At 68.9% G+C, this 18,483-nt stretch carries 19 protein-coding genes; 17 read left to right on the top strand and 2 right to left on the bottom strand.

Translation table 11 applies throughout. From position 1 onward, the window contains the following. Window positions 1–32 precede the first annotated feature (32 nt). From N4G66_RS01235 to N4G66_RS01195, 9 genes are all read left to right on the top strand, one after another. Window positions 33–200, top strand: coding sequence for a hypothetical protein (locus N4G66_RS01235; protein ID WP_261701989.1), 168 nt, complete (start codon window positions 33–35; stop codon window positions 198–200). Window positions 201–342: 142 nt separating this feature from the next. Further along, complete coding sequence (gene fxlM, locus N4G66_RS01230) at window positions 343–1,548, top strand: methyltransferase, FxLD system (RefSeq protein WP_261701988.1); 1,206 nt, start codon at window positions 343–345, stop codon at window positions 1,546–1,548. 62 nt (window positions 1,549–1,610) lie between these two features. Further along, window positions 1,611–1,793 carry an FxLD family lanthipeptide gene (locus tag N4G66_RS01225; protein ID WP_261701987.1) on the top strand — a complete coding sequence of 61 codons (183 nt, stop codon included), beginning with the start codon at window positions 1,611–1,613 and terminating at the stop codon, window positions 1,791–1,793. Window positions 1,794–1,953: 160 nt separating this feature from the next. Next, window positions 1,954–4,800 carry a lantibiotic dehydratase gene (locus N4G66_RS01220; RefSeq protein WP_261701986.1) on the top strand — a complete coding sequence of 949 codons (2,847 nt, stop codon included), beginning with the start codon at window positions 1,954–1,956 and terminating at the stop codon, window positions 4,798–4,800. Then, window positions 4,797–6,041 (top strand): lanthionine synthetase C family protein, encoded by a 1,245-nt coding sequence (locus N4G66_RS01215; RefSeq protein WP_261701985.1) that lies wholly within the window; start codon window positions 4,797–4,799, stop codon window positions 6,039–6,041. Before N4G66_RS01220 ends, N4G66_RS01215 begins: the two co-directional genes overlap by 4 nt. Window positions 6,042–6,060: 19 nt before the next feature. Next, entirely contained in the window at window positions 6,061–6,891 is an 831-nt protein-coding gene (locus tag N4G66_RS01210) for a thiopeptide-type bacteriocin biosynthesis protein (RefSeq protein WP_261701984.1), read from the top strand. Beyond that, window positions 6,875–7,975, top strand: a complete 1,101-nt coding sequence (locus N4G66_RS01205; RefSeq protein WP_261701983.1) for a hypothetical protein — start codon at window positions 6,875–6,877, stop codon at window positions 7,973–7,975. Before N4G66_RS01210 ends, N4G66_RS01205 begins: the two co-directional genes overlap by 17 nt. Window positions 7,976–8,087: 112 nt before the next feature. Further along, the gene (locus N4G66_RS01200; protein ID WP_261701982.1) at window positions 8,088–8,528 is read left to right on the top strand and encodes a DUF6093 family protein; all 441 of its coding nucleotides are present in this window, start codon (window positions 8,088–8,090) and stop codon (window positions 8,526–8,528) included. A 6-nt stretch (window positions 8,529–8,534) separates the two neighbouring features. Continuing rightward, window positions 8,535–8,951, top strand: coding sequence for a DUF6093 family protein (locus N4G66_RS01195; RefSeq protein WP_261701981.1), 417 nt, complete (start codon window positions 8,535–8,537; stop codon window positions 8,949–8,951). 66 nt (window positions 8,952–9,017) lie between these two features. Here the strand turns inward: N4G66_RS01195 and N4G66_RS01190 are convergent, their stop codons facing one another. After that, entirely contained in the window at window positions 9,018–9,314 is a 297-nt protein-coding gene (locus tag N4G66_RS01190; protein WP_261701980.1) for a hypothetical protein, read from the bottom strand. 56 nt (window positions 9,315–9,370) lie between these two features. Then, window positions 9,371–9,661, bottom strand: coding sequence for a hypothetical protein (locus tag N4G66_RS01185; RefSeq protein ID WP_261701979.1), 291 nt, complete (start codon window positions 9,659–9,661; stop codon window positions 9,371–9,373). Between the two features lie 186 nt (window positions 9,662–9,847). Here N4G66_RS01185 and N4G66_RS01180 point away from each other — a divergent pair, with 186 nt between their 5' ends. From N4G66_RS01180 to N4G66_RS01145, 8 genes are all read left to right on the top strand, one after another. Then, window positions 9,848–10,246: a hypothetical protein gene (locus N4G66_RS01180; RefSeq protein ID WP_261701978.1), complete on the top strand. Its 399-nt coding sequence runs from the start codon at window positions 9,848–9,850 to the stop codon at window positions 10,244–10,246. Beyond that, on the top strand, window positions 10,230–10,658 hold the full coding sequence (locus tag N4G66_RS01175; protein WP_261701977.1) for an HK97 gp10 family phage protein: 429 nt from the start codon (window positions 10,230–10,232) through the stop codon (window positions 10,656–10,658). Before N4G66_RS01180 ends, N4G66_RS01175 begins: the two co-directional genes overlap by 17 nt. A 73-nt stretch (window positions 10,659–10,731) precedes the next feature. Then, the gene (locus N4G66_RS01170) at window positions 10,732–11,175 is read left to right on the top strand and encodes a hypothetical protein (RefSeq protein ID WP_261701976.1); all 444 of its coding nucleotides are present in this window, start codon (window positions 10,732–10,734) and stop codon (window positions 11,173–11,175) included. 143 nt (window positions 11,176–11,318) lie between these two features. After that, window positions 11,319–11,810 (top strand): phage tail tube protein, encoded by a 492-nt coding sequence (locus N4G66_RS01165; RefSeq protein WP_261701975.1) that lies wholly within the window; start codon window positions 11,319–11,321, stop codon window positions 11,808–11,810. A 14-nt stretch (window positions 11,811–11,824) separates the two neighbouring features. Beyond that, the gene (locus tag N4G66_RS01160) at window positions 11,825–12,427 is read left to right on the top strand and encodes a hypothetical protein (protein ID WP_261701974.1); all 603 of its coding nucleotides are present in this window, start codon (window positions 11,825–11,827) and stop codon (window positions 12,425–12,427) included. Between the two features lie 50 nt (window positions 12,428–12,477). Continuing rightward, window positions 12,478–12,759: a hypothetical protein gene (locus tag N4G66_RS01155; protein WP_261701973.1), complete on the top strand. Its 282-nt coding sequence runs from the start codon at window positions 12,478–12,480 to the stop codon at window positions 12,757–12,759. Beyond that, on the top strand, window positions 12,760–17,583 hold the full coding sequence (locus N4G66_RS01150; RefSeq protein WP_261701972.1) for a phage tail tape measure protein: 4,824 nt from the start codon (window positions 12,760–12,762) through the stop codon (window positions 17,581–17,583). Then, the gene (locus N4G66_RS01145) at window positions 17,580–18,476 is read left to right on the top strand and encodes a phage tail family protein (protein WP_261701971.1); all 897 of its coding nucleotides are present in this window, start codon (window positions 17,580–17,582) and stop codon (window positions 18,474–18,476) included. Before N4G66_RS01150 ends, N4G66_RS01145 begins: the two co-directional genes overlap by 4 nt. The last annotated feature ends 7 nt before the right edge of the window (window positions 18,477–18,483 follow it).

The raw sequence follows: 18,483 nt of genomic DNA, 5'->3' as shown, positions 1-18,483 counted from the left end.
GCGAGCCCGTCAGTCTCAGGGGCTCCAGCCGCATGGACCGTATCGAGGCGGCCGTGCTGGCCCTGCTGTTCGATCTGACGCAGCAAGCCGCCCGCTTTGGCGCGGGCACGAGCCCGTGGGCGCAGCTCGCTGCTTACGACGTCGACGACTTCGCCCCCTTCGCGGCTGGAGGATCGGCAGGCCCCGGCTTTCGGTTTTGAGTGCTTTTCGGCCGAACTCCGAAGGCACCCTTCCTTCGGCGCGTGACCACAACCCAGAGACGGTGCGCTGGCTAGCGTCCTCGCTTGCCAGCAGCCCGGCCTGGCTAGAGCAAGCACCCTCCCCACAGAAACAGGTAATCGGATGACTGCTATTGAGGGCTCGACTGTTCGTGATCCCGGCGTGCTGCGCGCGGCCATGGTCCGCGCGCTCTGTGACCAGGACGCGATTCTGTCCGAGTCTGTCGCCGCTGCTTTTGCCGCGGTGCCCCGGCACCGGTTCGCGCCGGACGCGCCCCTGGAACTCGCGTACGACCTGCACAGCACCGTGCCGGTCAAGAAGGACGAGCACGGCCTGGACACCAGCGTCATGTCCGCCGCCCACCTCCAGGCGGTGATGCTGGAGCAGGCCGACATCGAGCCGGGCATGAAGGTCCTGGAGATCGGCTCGAACGGCTACAACGCCGCGCTCATCCAGGAACTCGTGGGCAGCGACGGGACGGTCACCACGGTCGACATCGACCGTGACGTCGTCGACCGCGCCCGTCTGTGCCTGGACGATGCCGGGTACGGCCAGGTGAAGACGGTGCTCGCCGACGGCGAGGCCGGTGTTCCCGATGAGGCGCCGTACGACCGGATCATCGTTACCGCGGCCGCGTGGGACATCCCTCCGTCGTGGATCAGTGAGCTTGCTGAGAAGGGCAGGCTCGTCGTCCCGCTGACCGTGCGCGGTACGACCCGTTCGATCGCCTTCGACCGTGACGGCGATGGCCTGGTCAGCCGCTCCTACCGGATGGCGCGTTTCGTGCCCATGCAGGGCGAGGGAGCTGCCAAGGAGCGCAAGGCGCTGCTGCGCGATGGCGTCGCCTTGCAGACGGACGACGCGCGGGTGCACCTGAACGCAGAGGCGTTGAATCACGCCCTGGACACTCCCCGGCTGGAGTCCTGGTCGGGGGCGGCCTATGACCTGCCTGACGAGCTGGAGCTGTATCTCACGCTCCGTCTGCCGAGCCCGGCCCGCTTGCACGCGTCCAAGGCCGTCGTCGAGAGCGGGCTCGTGGAAGCAGCAGCCGTGCTCGGTGTGCCGGCGCTGGTCAGCGAGGACAGCATCGCGTACCGCACCCGCCGCGAGAACGGGGAAACCGGCGGCTTCGAGAGCGGTGTGGTCGCTCACGGTCCGCAGGCCGAAGTTCTCGCGGACCAGTACCTGGCCCTGCTGCGGCGATGGGCCCAGGACTACCGCCGCCGGGGAGCGGCGACGATCCGGTACGTGCCGGGTCCTGCCCCGTCCCCTCTGCCCCAGGACACCGTGCTGAAGCGGCACGGCACCGTCGCGGCGTCCTGGCACTAAGACTCCGGGGCCCGCTCCCGGGCCCCGGCCTTGCACCATCACTCACTGCCAAGGAGGCATGTATGACCGTTCAGATGGACCGTCCGATTCTTCAGCCGGTCGCCGGACAGGAGACGTCCGGACCGGACGACTTCGAGCTGGACATCACGATCGTCGAAGGCGGCCCCGCCGCGGACCACCTCATCCGTCTGACGAACGACGGCTGCAACTCGACGTGCGCGACTGCGTGCACGAGCTGCCCGTAGCAGCACCAGACCGCGTTTATCGCGGTGCCCGGCCGCGCCTGATCCATGGGCGCGGCCGGGCACCGCGCAGGCCACAGGAGGGTGTGTGTATCGCTACGTTGATGCAGCAGTGATCCGAGCGGCTGCGTTGAGCTCCGACCGTCCGGTGGCTTGGCCGGATTTGACCGGCCCGTCCGCGAACGCCGCGTCGTGGCGGGCCTGGCTGCAACAGGCGTGGCAGGCAGCCGACTTCGCGACCGCCGTCAAAGCCGCGAGCCCGGACCTCGCCAGTCGGGTGGACCGGGTCTGTGCCGGTCAGCCGCTGCCGGACACCGCAGTACGCCGTACGGTGCTCTCCGTGCTGCGCTACCTGCTGAGGGCCCGCACGCGCGCCACCCCGTTCGGTCTGTTCGCTGGGGTCGCGGCCGCACGAATAGGCGCTGCCCCCGCGCTGCGCATGGGCACCGGGCACCGGGCATTCGCCAGACCCGACGCTGCATGGACCACGGCACTCATCGATCGGTTCGAGGAAAACCGCGGACTGCAGCCCTGCTTGATGCTGCTCGCGTCCAGCCTCGTCGCCGAGCGCGACGGCTACATGGTGATCGAGCACCGCCCTCGTGGCACGCGCGACGGCGCTTCGGAGCACGTGCAGATACGTGTGACAGGGCCGGTCCGCGAAGCCCTGGACGGCGCGCGGACTCCGATCCTGTGGAGCGACCTCGCAGCAAAACTCTCCGCCGGCTTCCCGACCGCTCCGATCAGTGCGATTGAGAAGCTGCTCGCAGGTCTGGTCAGGCAACGACTCCTGATCACCAGCCTTCGCCAGGCGATGACGGTCGCCGACCCGCTTGCCCCGCTCCTCAAGCACACGCGGTATCTCGCGCCCGCTGAGACGGCGGAGTTACGCGAGGCGCCCCAACCCTCGTTCGATCTGCGGGTGGACTGGGACCTGGTCGTCCCGGAGAGCGTGGCCCAGGAGGCGGCAGCGGCAGCCAAGGCACTCACGCGTCTCGCGCCCAGGTCTGCGTTGGCCGGATGGCCCGAGTGGCACAGCCGGTTCCTTGAGCGGTACGGGCCAACGGCGGTCGTCCCCGTTGTGGACGCCGTTGACGCGCTCGGGTACCCATCCAGCTACCTCGGGTCCACCACCACGTCGCCGCCCTCCCCGCTGCCCGACCGGGACAGCCGACTCATCAAGCTCGCCCACCGAGCCGGTATGCAGCGCCGCATTGAAGTCGAGCTCGACGATGCCGCGCTGGAGGAGCTGGCCACCACAGATCCTGGCCACTGTGTCCAGCCGAGCACCGAGATGACCGTCCGCATCGATGCCGCGAGCCTTGCGGCCCTGCAGCAGGGCGAGTTCACCTTGCACGTCGTCGGCGTGGCCCGCTCGGCCGGAGCGACCACCGGCCGCTTCCTGACCATTCTGGAGGACGAGGTCCGCCGCCGTATGGCCAACGTGTACGCCGGGCTGCCGGCGGTGCACCAAGGCGCCCTCCTCGCGCAGATCAGCTCGACCCCACTGTCCGCACCCGCTGAGAATGTCGCGCGTGCCCCGCAGGTGACCGAGCTGTTGATCTCGCTCGGCGACTACCAGGGCTCGGACACCAGCCTCATTCCCCTGACGGATCTGGCCGTGACCGCCGACGCCGAACGGCTGCACCTCGTCTCGCTCTCCCGCCGGCGGCCGGTGCACACGCTGCTGCTGAACGCCGTAGACCTGGGGTATCACACCCATCCGCTGGCCCGGTTTCTGGCCGAGGCACCCGTCGCGCTGGCCATCCCGTGCACCGGATTCATGTGGGGTACCGCCGCCTCCAGCCTGCCGTTCCTGCCCGCGCTGCGCTACGGACGCACGCTCCTGTCCCCGGCCCGCTGGCTCCTCACCAGCGACGACATCCCCGGTGCCTCGACACCGTGGCCACAATGGGACGAGGCCCTGACCCAATGGCGGCGCGACGTGCATTTGCCCGAGCGGGTATACCTGAGCGAGGCCGATCAGTGCATGGCCTTGGACCTGGCGGAGCCCTCACACCGGGCCCTGCTGCGCACCCACCTGGACCGCGACGGCAAGGTGACGCTGCACCCCGCACCGCAATCGCAGGACCTGGGCTGGACCAGCGGACGCGCCCACGAAGTCGTCATCCCCTTGGCTGCCGCAGACCAGGCCATCGCTCCAGTCCGGGCGTCGGGCCACGTCGTCAGCCGCGAGCACGGCCACCTGCCAGGCTGCAGCAACCGCATCTACCTCCAGCTCCACGGACACCGAGACCGGCAGAACCCGCTCCTGACCCGGCATCTGCCGACCCTGCTGGAGGAACTGGGCGACCCCCAATGGTGGTTCGTCCGCTACCAAGACCCCGGCGACCACCTCCGCCTCCGTCTGTCCTGCGCGCCCGGCACGCTCGGTTCCGCCGTCGAGCAGATCGGCGAGTGGACCCGGCATCTCCGGCGCAGCGGCCTGATCACGCATGCCAGCGTGGAGACCTACCACCCAGAGACCGCGCGGTTCGGCGGCCCCGCTGCGATCGACGCGGTCGAGCAGTACTTCGCCGCAGACTCCGAGGCCGCCGTAGCCCAACTCGCCGCCCAGGCCGGGAAGAACGCACCGGATGCCCGCGCGATGACCGCCGCGAGCATGGTGGACATCGTGACTGGCCTGCTCGGCGACGCCACCGCGGCGATGCACTGGCTCATCGAGCACACCCGCACCGGCCAGGCCGCTCCGCCCCGCGCCGTCTACCGCCAGTCCGTCGACTTGGTGAACGCCGACCTGGTGAACGCCGACCCTGCGGGCCTGGACGTGCGCGTCACCACGGCCTGGTCCGTACGCCGCGTGGCACTGGCCGCCTACCGCCGCGCGCTCAAGGACGCGACCACACAGCCCCACGACGTGCTGCCGGACCTGCTGCACCTCCATCACGTCCGGATGTGCGGGCCGGGGCTACCCCAAGAACGTGCGCACCTGCACCTGGCCAGGGCCGCCGCCCTGAGCTGGACGGCACGAGCAAGGAGGTCACGGTGACCACGACAGCCCCCGCCCCAGCTGCCCTGTCGACCGCCGACCAACTGGCCGACGCGCTGGCCACACCGCGCACGGTGTGGCCCGGTGGCCGGCCGGATGGCGGTCGCTCGTGGCCGCAGTCTCTCGCCGGAGGAGCCTCGGGCATTGCCCTGCTGCACATAGAGCGCGCCCGTACCGGCCGCGGCGACTGGGACACCGCGCACACCTGGCTGGCCACGGCCGTACACGGCGAAGTGAGCGCAGCGGCCAACGCGAACCTGTACTTCGGCGCTCCAGCCCTCGCGTACATCACACACCGCGCGGCGAGCGCGTCGAGCCGCTACCGGCGTGTCCTGGAACGCTTGGACAAGGCGACCCTCACCGTCACCCGGGCCCGCCTGGCCGAGGCCCACCTGCGCATCGACCGCGCCGAGCGGCCTCCCATGCAAGAGTTCGACTTGATCCAGGGCCTGTCCGGGCTGGGCGCCTATCACCTGAGCCGTGATCCCGACCGCGAGATCACCCGTGACGTCCTGTCCTACCTGGCGCGCCTGACAGAGCTCATGCCCGATCGGGCCGGGCTGCCGCCGTGGTGGATGAACGTCGCACCCACCGGCGCACCTCACGCCGACTATCCCCATGGCCACGGGAACTTCGGGCTCGCCCACGGCATCGGATCCGCCCTGTCCGTGCTGTCCCTGGCTCTGCTGCGCGACCTGGCCGTGCCTGGCATGGTCGACGCGATTGAACGGATCTGTGCCTGGACCGACCGATGGCGCCAAGGCGACGTGAGCGCCCCCTGGTGGCCGGGCCTGATCTCGCTACAGCAGGCGGCCGACGGGCACGTCCATCCCGACCTCCGCCCCCGGCCCTCCTGGTGTTACGGAGTCAGTGGCACCGCCCGCGCCCAGCAGCTGGCTGGACTCGCCCTCCGCGACCCGGCACGGGTACGGGCAGCCGAGAACGCCATCCTCGCGACCCTGCGCGACCCGCTCCAACTGGGCAAGCTCCCCGAGATCGGGCTGTGCCACGGCATGGCTGGACTGCTGCACGCCGCATGGCGGATGGCCACCGAGACGGGCAACGCCGAAATCGCCGCGGAGCTTCCGCGCCTGACCAGCCGCCTGATCGCCGCGCTCCACCAAGACAACTACGACCCGGAACTCCTCGATGGAGCAGCCGGAGCCGCCCTCGCCCTGCACACCCTCAGCACGGGCGGCGCGCCCGCACCGCACTGGGACACCTTCCTCGCCCTGGCGTGAACATCACGGAGACCGCCTCATGAACTCGCCCACCTGGTGCCAGACCAATGTCGTGTTCCCGGACTGGGAACGCGCCGAGTCAGTCGCTCTGGCTCAACTCGCCCCCCTTCTGCGCACCGCAGAGGACGAAGGCGCGCTCACCGCCTGGTTCCTGGTCCGCAAACGCCCGTGCTGGCGCGTGCGCTACCTGCCTGCCGCCGGCGCGCACGACCGCATCGGCCAGGGTCTGGACGCGCTGATCGCCGACGGGTACATCAAAGGGTGGACGGAGATCATCTACGAACCCGAGGTGCACGCCTTCGGCGGCGTCGAAGCCATGGCATCCGCGCACCGCCTTTTCCACCGTGACAGTCGCAGCCTGATTGATCACCTCCCAGGCAACGCCGGCAAACACCGGCGCGAGACGTCCCTCATGCTGTGCAGCCTCCTGATGCGGTCCGCCGGACTGGACTGGTACGAGCAGGGCGACGTCTGGGCACGCGTCGGCGCCCATCGTCCGCTACCCCCCGGCACCGAGCGGGACAGCCGAGATCGACTCCCCGCCGCCGTGCATCGACTGATCTCCGTCAACGGGGAAGACCTGATGTGCACGGGCGGACCACTGGCCCACGTCGCCGGATGGGCCCGCGCCTACACCGATGCTGGACAGGAACTGGCCCGTCTCACCGATTCCGGACAGCTTCACCGCGGCCTGCGTGACGTCCTGGCCCACCATGTGCTTTTCGCCTGGAACCGGATCGGCCTGCCCTACCCCACACAGGCCGCCCTCGTGGTTGCCGCCAAGACCGTCATCTTCGGTCCTGACCCCGCCACGGAGAGGAGTACCGCGGACCGTGTGGAAACTCCCTGACGCCGTAGCCCAACGCTTCCCCCTCGTCGCCCGTCCCCGCCCTGCCTGCCTCCCTCTGGTCCAACGCGTGCATGCACTGGCCGAACTCGCCAGCACCGCGGCGAAACTGGACGATGCGAGCGTGGCCTCCACGGTCTACAACCAGGCCGCACTGATCGCCTCCGACATCGGTGCCCCGAACACTGCCCGCACGATGTGCCACCAGCACGCTGCCGCTTACCTGCACGCCGTCCCGTTGCCCGGCAGGACCGCTATCCGGGCTCTCGAACCCGTCGTCAACCTCGCGCGCCTCCAAATCCGTGCCGGGCAGCACGCAGCCGGCCACCAAAGCCTCCTCGCACTGTTCGACGCTGTCAGCACCGGCACCCCAACCCAGGTCGAGGACATTGCCGTACCTGTCGACATCACTGCGATTGCCGAGGACCGTCGAAAGGTTCGCGCTTGGCTGTGGCGGGTCCTCCTCGCGGACGGGACGCGAGCCCTTACGACCGCAGGCCGCTGGGCCGACGCCCTTGCTCATGTCGAGGCACACCGCGGTGTCGGGCAGCGCATGTTCGACGGCCGGCAGGTCGCCGTCCTTGCCGCCCTCGCCACGGGGAACACCCTCGGCGCCAACAACCTGTTGACCACCACGGAGTCCGGGGAACCGTGGGAATGCGCCGTCACGGACTGCCTGACTGTCCTGTGCCGCCGGACTGCTGGTCTGGAGTGGCGGCGCCCCCTGCAGAACCTGGTGACCACCTACCTTGAACGTCCGGATGGGGACGACATGACCGTCTTTAATATGCGGCTAGGACTGACAATGCTGGACGTGGTTGCCTCGCCCGAGGACCCGACCGGGCGCCTGTTGGTCGCGGAGCTGCATCGCCGGGCGGTCAAGGCAACCGATGGCTACGCCGCCCGAGAGGCCCTGGCGCACCCCGTGTTCATCGCCCTCGCCACAGACCGAGAAGCGCAGGATTGCCGTGGTCTCCTCCACGCCTGTGCACTCGAAGCTGGCTCGCTCCCCAGCGAGTTGCACGGCCAACTCGCAAAGGCACTGCGCATCAGTGACCACACGATCCGGCAGAACGTGAGCGAATGATCTCGATTACGGTCCCAACAGGAAACGGCCCCGGCTTGCCTGCCCGCGTCTGGATTCCAGCACCGAACCTGTCATAACGGGGGCTGTCCGCGACCCTCTCTAGGCTCGAGGTATGAGCACTCCGCCGCCCTCCGAGGGGCTTACGCTTGCGGCCGTCGCCACCATCGTCGAGACGCGCATCCTTGTGGACACTGTCGAGATCTTCCGCCCGGGACCGCAAATCCTGAACCCGGACACTGGCGTTTACGAGCCCGGCCCGGACCTAGTCCTTTACCAGGGCACCGGGGCGGTCTTCTCCCAAGGCGGGCCCGGCCTGGTCCTGTCCCTGGAAGGGCAGGCTTACGCCGACGACACCCGCAACCGCTACCGGCTGCTGACCCCGCTGGGCGCGCCGCTCGGCTCACGGGACGACCATGTACGGGTCACCGTCGCCACGCAGGACCCTGGCTTGCTCAACCGGACATGGCGGGTCCTGGACATCTCCGACGCGAACTCCCTCGCGGTCGTCCGTACGACGTGGCTGGACGAGTCCACGCAGACGACGGGAGCATGAGCAGTGGTGGATATTGCGCAGGCCCGCAACGACCTTGAGGCGCTGCTGACCGACACGGTGCGGATCTCCCGTACAGCCGGTCAGCCCGTCTTGGATCCCGCGACGGGGGAGCCTGGGGAGACCCCGACGAGCGTCGTGTACGAGGGTGCGGGCGCGGTGCTGTCCTCGCACGGGCAGATCGTGGTCGCTCAAATCCTCGGCTTCGACTGGCTGTCGGAGGGCGCGGCCTGGTACCGGCTGGTGACGCCGACAGCGGCGCCGGTCGCCATGCCTGGTGACTTAGTAGAGGTAATCACCGAGGGTGCGGACGGCCGGACGGGCCGCATCTGGCTGGCCGAGGACGCTACCGAAGCGTCCACGGTGGAAATCTGCCGCACCACCCGGCTCACCGAGCGGATCACCTTCGCCTCGTCTGCGATCTGACCGCGTCGACCTCGCGGCTCTGCGTCCAGGAGGTGGGGCTGGCAGGACTTGGGCCTGTCGTTTGGATCAGGCCGTGGGGCGGCGGGCGCGGAGCCAGTAGGCACCCTTGACGACGTAGACGGCGGTCATGAGCGCGAAGCCAGCGAAGGTGAGCCAGAACCAGGATTCCGCCACTACGAGACCCAGCAGCAGGCCGCCGAAGAGCAGCAGGGAGCCGATGACGTCCAGCAGGTCAAGGCGCGCCTTGAAACGCATCGCGGAGTCGGATCCGCGCAGTCGGCGAATGACGGGAACGAGGCCGAGGGCCTGCAGCAAGGCTGCCAGACCGAGAACGATCCAGACGGACCAGCCGGGTATGTTCACGGCGCGCACTGTATCGCGCGCCCCGAACTCTCGGAACGAAGATCCAAAGAAACACCCTAGTGATCCATGTGGGCAACGAAGATGTAGCTCGCTCCCCGGATCTCGCGGCCGACAATCTTCAGGTATGCCGAGGATCCGGCCTCTTCGGGAGCGAGGAAGGGAGTCCAGTCCCGCGGTGCGAACTGGGTCGCTTCAGCGGCTGCGGTAAGGAGCGTGCGCAGCCGGTCGGCCTGAGCGGCCGTGTCAGGCACGTACATCTCGGTGAGCAGTTCGTGGGTGATGATCACCTGGGTTTGCTCGAAGAATCCGCAGGCTGTACTGAGTCGTTTGGGCACGGGCTTGGCCACCCCCTCCGCGCACGTGACCCACGTGGCCGCCAAGCGGTCGTGAGATCTGCTTCTGCGACGTTCAGCCATGAACCCCACCATTGCCCCCTGCGGTTCGGTGTGCCCGCATCGTAGTGGGATGGGGCGCTGTTGGCCGCCGATCTGCGGCGACTGGGGCTGTCCGCGCCGGTCCGTAGGCTGATCGACATGGATGATCAGCTGCGTGAGGTGCGGATCACAGCCAACCAGGCCGCCAGTTCGTTGGCTCTCGACGGACGCGACATCTCCAAGCACATTTCCGGCTACTCGCTTCGCCAGCACGCCGGGCAGCCGGCGGAACTGGTGCTGTTCCTTTCCCCAAAGACCAAGGACGACTTCGAGGGCCTGGCCCACGTCGTCGTCGGGGTGCCCCCGGACCCGGGCCCGGCCGCCGCGGCGTTCCTCTCCGCGATCGATGCGGGCGAGCTGGAGCGGCATGCGCTGGCCCGGCACGACCTGATGGACGGCGGCCCCAACGAGCTGACCCGGTCCATGCTGCGGCTTCTTTCGGAGTGGGCGCTTGGCGGGTGGCAGTCGCAGGAGGTGACCGATGTCGTCCCCCGGTAACCGGCCTTCCCGTGCGGGCGCCTACAGCAACGCCGCTCAGGTCGCCGCCGCTCTGCAGGGTCGTGCCGAACTGGTGCTGCCACAGACGGTGTCGGTGGTGCGTCATTACGCGATGCTGCTGGAGACCCGGATCAAAGCGAACGCGAGCGGCAGGCCCGGCCCGAACGTGATCACGGGTGACTATCGGCGGTCTTGGGCGCACGAGGTGTTCGTGGGCGGCGACGTGGTGACAGGGGTCGTGGGCACGAACAAGCCGCAGGCGCGGCGCTTGGAGTACGGGTATATCGGCCCGGACAGTCTGGGTCGCATCTATGACCAGCCTCCCTATCCTCACGTCGGCCCGGCTGTGGAAACGGTGCGTCCCCTCTTCATTGATGCGCTGGGGCAGGTCGCCGACGGGAGATGGACGTGAGCTTGCAGCGGACGCGCATGAGGCGTTGCTCGTCACCGCTTCCAGGGTGGCAGGCGGGGAGGAGGACGAGTAGATGAGTGTGTCGGGGCGCCAAGTGACGCTTGCTGTACAGGCGATGCTGCAGACGGCCACCGCCCGTTCCTGTGGGTATGGGACCGCGCCCACGTCGACGTCGCTGCCGACGGGGAACACCATCCCGTACAGCGTGCTGTACGAGCTGGGACAGACCTCTGGTATCGGGCCGGCGTTCGGTGACACTGATGCGGATGCCCGCGTGTTGCTGCAGGTGTCCTCGGTGGGCACCACCGCCGAGCAGGCGTCACTGCACGCTGACAAGGTGCGTCAGGCGTTCTTGGCGCGGGTGCCGGGCAGCGGACAGTACGCCAACTCGATCAGCGTCGTGGGTGCGACGGTGATCGGCCGGGAGCTGGACCGTGAGGACGGGACCAGTGTCGTTAGCTCCACCTACACTTACGTGCAGCGATTCGTGCTGACGGTCTCGACGCCGAACAGCTGATCGCAGCGCACCTCACCGCGGAGGCCCACTCGCGGACGTCCGGCCACATGGCACGGGCTGACCCCCTGGCTCGCATTTGCGACCTGTTGGGGACGGGCCTCCGCGTATCTGGGGCCGGGGTCCCCGGAGAGTGAGAAACCCCCTTGGGTACCACCCAGCAGCGGTTCATGCGCCGTGGCGTCACGAAGATCTACTTCCTGAAGATGATCGCCGACGCGGGCAACGTGCCGATTCGTCCCGAGTTGACGGCAAGCAACGCCACTGACCTGTCCGGCGCGGTCTCCGACATTGCGGGCTGGTCGCTGGCCAACTCCCCGGTCGACACTCCCGACATGGGGTCGACTCTGACGACGTCGATCCCGGGTGAGGACAAGGCCGACGCCTCCAGCCTGACCTTCTACGAGGACCAGACGGCGGAGACCATCGAGACCCTTCTGTCGAAGGGCGCCGTGGGTTTCGTCGTCCTCCTGCGCAAGGGCGATATTCCGTCGAGTAAGTCCATGGACGTCTTCCCGGTGCGCGTCGCGGGTCGCGCTCCCGCCTACTCGGCGGGCTCGGACCCGGCGAAGTTCACCGTCACCTTCGCCATCTCTGGTACGCCGAAGCTCGACGCCGCCGTGCCGGCTGCCAACTGACTGGGGGATGTCGCATGACCACTGTCGAACTGCCGGCCGCTGCTGTTGCGAGGGACGCGCACTGGGCCGCGAAGATGAACCGGCTGCGGGCCCGGAAGCTGCCCGAGCGGACCCTGTCGATCTGTGATGACGAAGACGCCAAGACGGCTGTCACCGATGCGGCGCTGGCACTGGCGAAGGCCCGGGCCACGGCGCTGGCAGAGTGCGCCGACCAGGGCATCCGTGAGGACCAGCGAGACGCCTGGGTTGCGTCCAACCCGCATGTCCTGGCCGCTGATGCGGCCCTGAACGGGTCTCAGGAGGCGCTTGCAGCAGTGACGCTGGCTCTGACATTCCGGGCGCTGCCCCGGCCGGTGTGGGAGCAGCTGCTGCGCGAGCACGCGCCGAGCGAGGCGCAGGCCGACCAGGGTATGGAGTACAACGTCGAGACGTTCCCGGCAGCCCTCATCTCCGCCTGCCACGTCGAACGCGACGACGCCGGCGAAGTGGTGGATGGCATGAGCATCGCCGACGCCCAGGAGTTGCTGGACACATGGGCGGATGCCGAGGCCAAAGCTCTGTTCACCGCAGCCCTCCTTATCAACCAGACGCTCCGCGCGGACCTGGGAAAAGGCTGATCTCCGATCCGTCGTTCCGGGCAGAGCTAGAGCTATGCCACACCTATGGAATGCCGCACAGCCAGTTCATGGGGGCCGGTGACGGGCGGTGGACGGCGCTGGACCGGGCGAAGGCGCTGGCGTGGCTGGCGTACACGCGGGCGACGTGCACCGGGTGCGGCACCAGGGCGGATGAGTGGCAGCCGGAGCTGGGCGGTCACCGGTTCGCGTACGTCACTGACAGCCGTACCTGTCCGGGATGCGAGCTGCTGGCCATGGAGCGGGAGCAGGTACCGGACGGTCCGGACGGGCGCGGGGTCAAGATCGGGCTCAAGCCCAGGCGGGAGCGGTAGGTGAGCACCGGCTACAACCTGTACGTCAATCTGCAGGCGCAGACTGGCGGGCTGACGGGCGGTCTGCGCCAGTCCGCGACGCAGCTGCGCCAGTTCGACGGGCAGCTGCAGCAGGTCAACCGGACGCTGCTGGAGACGGGGTCAGCCACGCAGCGGCTGGCCCGCCTGCAGGCATCTGCGTCGGCTGACGCGGTCCTTGGTCAGGCCCGTGTCACCGCAGCCCTGGAACGCACTGCGGCCGCGCAGCGGACTGCCGCAGCAGCAGCCGAACGTTCGGGGCGGGCGCAGGCGTTGTCGGCGAGTCTCGCCGCGAAAGCGGAGAGGGAGCGGGCTGTGGCGGCCGCGGCTGGGGAGCGCACCCTGCGCGCCCAGGCTCTCGCACAGACCATGGCGGCCCGCGCGCAGGCGGCGACGGGCCGGGGTGCGGCTGCCGCGCAGGCCACCTCGAACGCCGCCGCGGCGGCGGCGACACGCGCCGCGCAGGCGCAGACGGTGCAGGAGGAGCGAGCCGCTGCCGCGCAGGCTGCGGCTGCCCGCGCGGCCGGCGTCTCGGCTCGGGCGACGCAGGCCCGGCAGACAGCTGATGCGCGAGCCACGCAGACGCTGACCGCCCGCAATGAGGCGGAGGCCGCCGCGGCGGCGCGTGCCGGAGCCAACGCCGCCGCCGTACGGCAGGCGCAGGCGGCTGCGCTCGCGGAGACCCGCGTGGCGACGCAGGCCCGTATCGACGGCTACCTGCGCACCGGGGCGGTGCTGTCGGCGGTCCTCGCCGCCGGCGTCGTGGGTGCGGTCGCGCTGGAGAAGCGCATGGCGAACGTCATGACGATCTCCCGGCAGATCAACCAGGCCACGGTCGGCGGGTTCACCGACAAGATCGTTGCCCTGTCGACGGAGGTGACGCAATCCGCGAACCAGCTCGCCGAGGGCCTCTACCAGGTCGTGTCGACCGGCTTCGACGGCTCGGACGCGATGACGATCCTCGCGGTGGCCGCGAAGGGTGCCAGCGCGGGCCTGACGACGACGGAGATCGCCTCGCGGGCCCTGCTGGGTGTGCTCAAGGCGTACGGCCTGCCCGCTTCCAAGGCGTCCGACGTGATGGACGTGATGTTCCAGACGGTGAACAAGGGCGTCATCAGCTTCGAGGAGCTGGCCCTGCACCTAGGCGACATCGTGCCGATGGCCGCAGCCGCGGGGATCAGCTTCGACGACCTGGCCTCCGCATACGCCGCGGTGACCCTGGCGGGTGTTCCCGCTGCGGAGTCCGCGACGGGCCTGAACATGCTGATGACCAGGCTGATGCAGCCCACGCAAGAGCTGAGCGCCACGATGCGCAAGCTCGGCTACGAGTCGGCTGCATCAGCGGTGCAGCAAGACGGGCTGTACGTCGTAGTGAACAAGCTGGCCAAGGCCACGCACGGCTCCGCCGAGGAGATCACCACCCTGTTCCACGACGTGCGGGCTTCCCGCGCGATGCTCGCGCTGGCCGCCAACGACGGCAAGAACTACGCCGACACCTACCAGGGCATCGCCAGCGAGGTGGAGCGGGCCGGGGCTGCCCACAAGGCGTTCCAGATGCAGATGAACACCACCGCCGGCCAGTGGGAGATGTTCGTCAACCGCAGCAAGGCATTAGGGATCGACCTGGGGCGGGCCCTGTTGCCGGTCTTGCAGAGCGTCGGCAACGCCCTGTCGGTGTTCGCGGGGTCGATCGCGGACGCTCCGGGCCCGCTGAAGTCCATCGGTGCAGGGCTGCTGGTGATATCCGCCTCAGGGGCGCTTGCTCTCGCCGCGATCACGCGGATCACGGCGCAGTGGCAAGCGTTCCGGATCGCTCAGGCGGAAGCCCAGGCAGGCGGCTCGGTCATGCCGGCGGTACTGAAGGGTGCGGGCCTAGCGGTCTCTGGTCTAACGGCGCTGCTGACGGTGGGTGTGCTCGCCTACGCGGCGTACTCGGCTTCGAAGGAGCAAGCCAAGGCGGCCACCGACGACCTGGTGCAGGCTCTGCGCGCCGAACGAGAGGAAGGAGACCAGGGCGCGGGACTACGTGCACTGACGGAGTCGCTGACCAACTCCGATGACGCGGCCAAGCTGAAGAAGGTCGGCATCGACATGGCGTCCGCCCTGGACGCCATCACCTCTGGCGGAGCGAAGCTCGCCAACCTCAAGAAGGACGTCTGGCGCAACGCCTCCTTCGCCACGGTGGACCAGTCCGGGCAGGTCAGTTCAACCCTCACCGCCGAGGGGCAGTCCGCGATGGACGTCCTCGACAAGCAGCACCACATCTGGTCATCGGCGGTGAAGAAGGAGTCCGAACTCGCTGCCGCGATGGAGATCGTCAACGCCAAGGTGCAGCAGGCGAAGGTCGGCGCGGCCAAGGCGTGGAACCTGGACCTGCTGGTGCCGACCGGCAAGGACGGCCTGCCGCAGTACACCGACGAAATGAAGGCCATGGCGCAGGCACTGGGTGCCATCGTCGATCCGGCCAAAGCCTGGCAGGCAGCGCAGGACAAGGTGGCCAAGTCCAACAAGAACGCCAAGGCCACCTTGGAGGACTATCTGCGGGAGCTGCGCAGTCAGTTGAAGGCGCAGCGCAGCTTCCAGGGCAACCTGTCGCAGCTGGCCATGGCTGGCTACGGCGACCTCACCGACCACTTTGCCAAACTCGGTGTGACCTCGGCGCCGATCCTGGACGAGCTGGTGAAGCAGCTCAGAAAGGGCAAGACGAAGGTTGCCGACGAGCTGGGGTCGGTCATCACCGAGTCGACGGCCCGTGCCCAGCCTGCGTTCCGGGCGGGTCTGGCGCAGCTGCCCGCGATCGCTGCCCGCTACGGCAAGAGGATCGCCAAGCAGTTCGCGGAGGCCGCCGAGACCAACGACGCCGGCAAGTTCGGCCGTGTCATGCAGGCGATGGCGGTCAGCGACATGAGCCGCGCCGTTCGTGCTGGCAGCTCGGCCGCCCGTACGCAGCTGTCGCGCGGCATGGGCCTGTTGGCGCGGGTCGCCGCGGAGAAGGGCTCGGATGCAGCGACGGCTCTGCAGCGGGCCCTGCTGTCGGGTGATGTGACCACCGCGATGGACCAGATCCGGGCGATCTGGGGTGCGGATCCGCCGATCAGCTCCGAGGACCTGCAGAGCGTGGTTGCTGCGTTCCATACAGCGGGTGGGAAGGCCAAGGGCGAGTGGTCGGGGATGCTGGACCTGATCACGCAGGTGTCCAAGTCGAAGGGCACCGAGGCGGCTTCGTCCCTGACCTCTGCCCTGCTGTCAGGGGACATGGCGGCCGTCCAGGCGCAGCTGGACGCGATCGGCGTGAGCGTGCGGGAGATCCCCGGTACGAAGACCATCAGCGTCAGTGTGAACCCGCCCGCGCCGGTGTCAGTGCAGGTGATCCCCCGGATCGGGGGCACCGGGCTGGTTGCGAACAAACCGCAGTGGGCAGACGGCGGCATCCTGTCGTTCTACGCGGACGGCGGCCTTCATGCCGGCGGCCGCGGGCGCCGGGAGAACCACATCGCCGAGATAGCGCCTGCCGGTTCGTGGCGGGTGTGGGCCGAGCCGGAGACGTACCCGGGCGAGGCATACATTCCGCTGGCTCCGTCCAAGCGGGCCCGCTCCAAGCAGATCCTCGACGAGGTGGCGCACCGGTTCGGGGCGAGCGTCCAGTACCACGCCGAGGGCGGCCTCTCGAACTGGTCGTACACGCCAGCGGGCGGCATGGACGGACTGTTCTCGCTGTCGTCGATCGCGTCGAACTCGATGAACAAGAACGGCACCGCCCTGGACCTGGGTAAGTTCGCGAAGAACCTGCACAAGTCGGTGGGGGAGGCGCAGCGGTGGCGTAAGGACCTGGCGACGGTGGCCCGCCGTGCCGGTCAGGACGTCGCGGACGCTTTGGAGGCGATGGGCGCCGACGGCATCAATCTGACCCACAAGATGGCCACGGGCAGCTCGAAGTACCTGAATTCCATGGCGGGTGACCTGAAGAAGCTGGCAGACGCCGCGAAAGCGTCCCTGTCGGACTACACCAGCCAGCTCGGTGGGGCGACGAAGCAGACTGCCGAGTTCCAGAAGAACCTCGCGACGCTGGCGGCCGAGGGCTACGGAGACTTGGCGTCCAGGCTGGCCGCACAGGGTGACCAGGCCGCGCAGGACCTTGCGGCGCAGGCCGTCAAGAGTAAGAAGAACGCCAAGAAGGCCAACGACGCGTCGAAGAAGGCGTCGGCGACGCTGTCCGACGAGGACCTGGCCGACCTGCTGACGATCATTGCCGCGGTCAAGACGAACAAGACAGGCATCCACCAGGTCGCTGACGCCACCAAGCTCGGCGAGGACCGCATCATCGAGGTCGCCAACGCGGGCAAGTCCCAGTTGCAGAAGGCCCTCGGCTCTCGGGCCGGCCAGCTTCTTGCCGACCTGGGACGGGCCAACAAGGGCCTCTCGTACGCGGCAGGTGGCGTGCTGACGCCCGGCCTGTACGCGACGAGCAACGGACTGGTCAGGTTCGCGGAGCCGTCCACTGGCGGGGAGGCGTACATCCCGCTCGGGCAGGCCAAGCGGTCGGCGGCGAAGCAGGTTCTCGAGGACGTCGCCCACCGCTTCGGATACATGCTCACCGCGCAGGGCGTGACGGGTCCTGCCCGCATGGATGCTCACCCCTCGGGCGGGGTGCAGGTGGTGGTGGTGGTGAAGGAGACGGACAGGCCACTGATTGGGCACATGCCGGTGTCGGTCACCACCGGCGGGGACGGCCACGCAGTGGCGCAGGAGATGGGCGCAGAGGTGATGCGCCGTCTTCGGGCCGCGCAGCGAGGAGGAAAGCTGTGACGGCGCTTGGCGATTACCAGCTCGATGTCGGGGGCCTGGTGATCGGAACGGGCACGCTGCTGCCGGTCGGGGAGGTCACTGGCCTCGGCGCTCCCGACCGGCGCACCGCAGACGTCGACAACCCCAGCGATGACGGCGGGTTCCCGGGCCTGGATTTGTTCGGGACGCGCACCGTGTCGATCGAGGCCGGTATCCGCACTCCCGACGATCCGGGCGCGGCCCTCGATCTCCTCGCCCAGCTGCAGCAGGTCACCGGAGCCGACAACATCCGCAAGACCGCGGGGGCGCTGGCCGTGCTGCGAGCCAAGTGGCCTGGCCGGAACGTGAAGCGCCTGTACGGCAGGTGGCGGCGTGTGGAGGCCGTGTCGATGTCGCAGGCCCTGTACGGGTGGATCCCGCTCACGCTGGAGCTCGCGGCGACGGATCCGCGCTGGCATGCCGACACTGCGCAGGGCCTCGTGCTGCCGCTGGACATCTCCAACGACTCACAGGGGTTCACGGCCCCTGTGGAGTCCCCGATCACCACCGGGGTTTCCGATCCGTCGGAGCGGCCCGGCTGGGTGACCAACGGGGGCGACGTGGCCGCCTGGCCGCAGCTGCGTATCGACGGGCCGGTCACCAATCCGAAGGTGTGGGTGGTGGAGACCGGCCGCTACCTGCAGCTGCAGACGAGTCTCGCCGCAGGGGAGTGGATCGACATCGACACCCGGCCGGGAACGCGCTGGGTGCTGCGCAACGGGTCCGGCAACGCGGCGCCGGCGCTGACCTCGGGGTCCCGTCTGGACCTGTTCCAGATCCCACCGAAGACGAGCGAGATCCGGTGGACCGCCACCGATTACACGAACACCTGCCGCCTGACCCTGTCGTGGCGCGACGCCTACACCGCCCTGTGAGGACACC

Source organism: Streptomyces rhizosphaerihabitans (assembly GCF_025399795.1).
Classification (GTDB): Bacteria; Actinomycetota; Actinomycetes; order Streptomycetales; family Streptomycetaceae; genus Streptomyces; species Streptomyces rhizosphaerihabitans.
The sequence above is the reverse complement of the archived record's forward strand: the minus strand, read 5'-3'. Positions and strand labels throughout refer to the sequence as shown.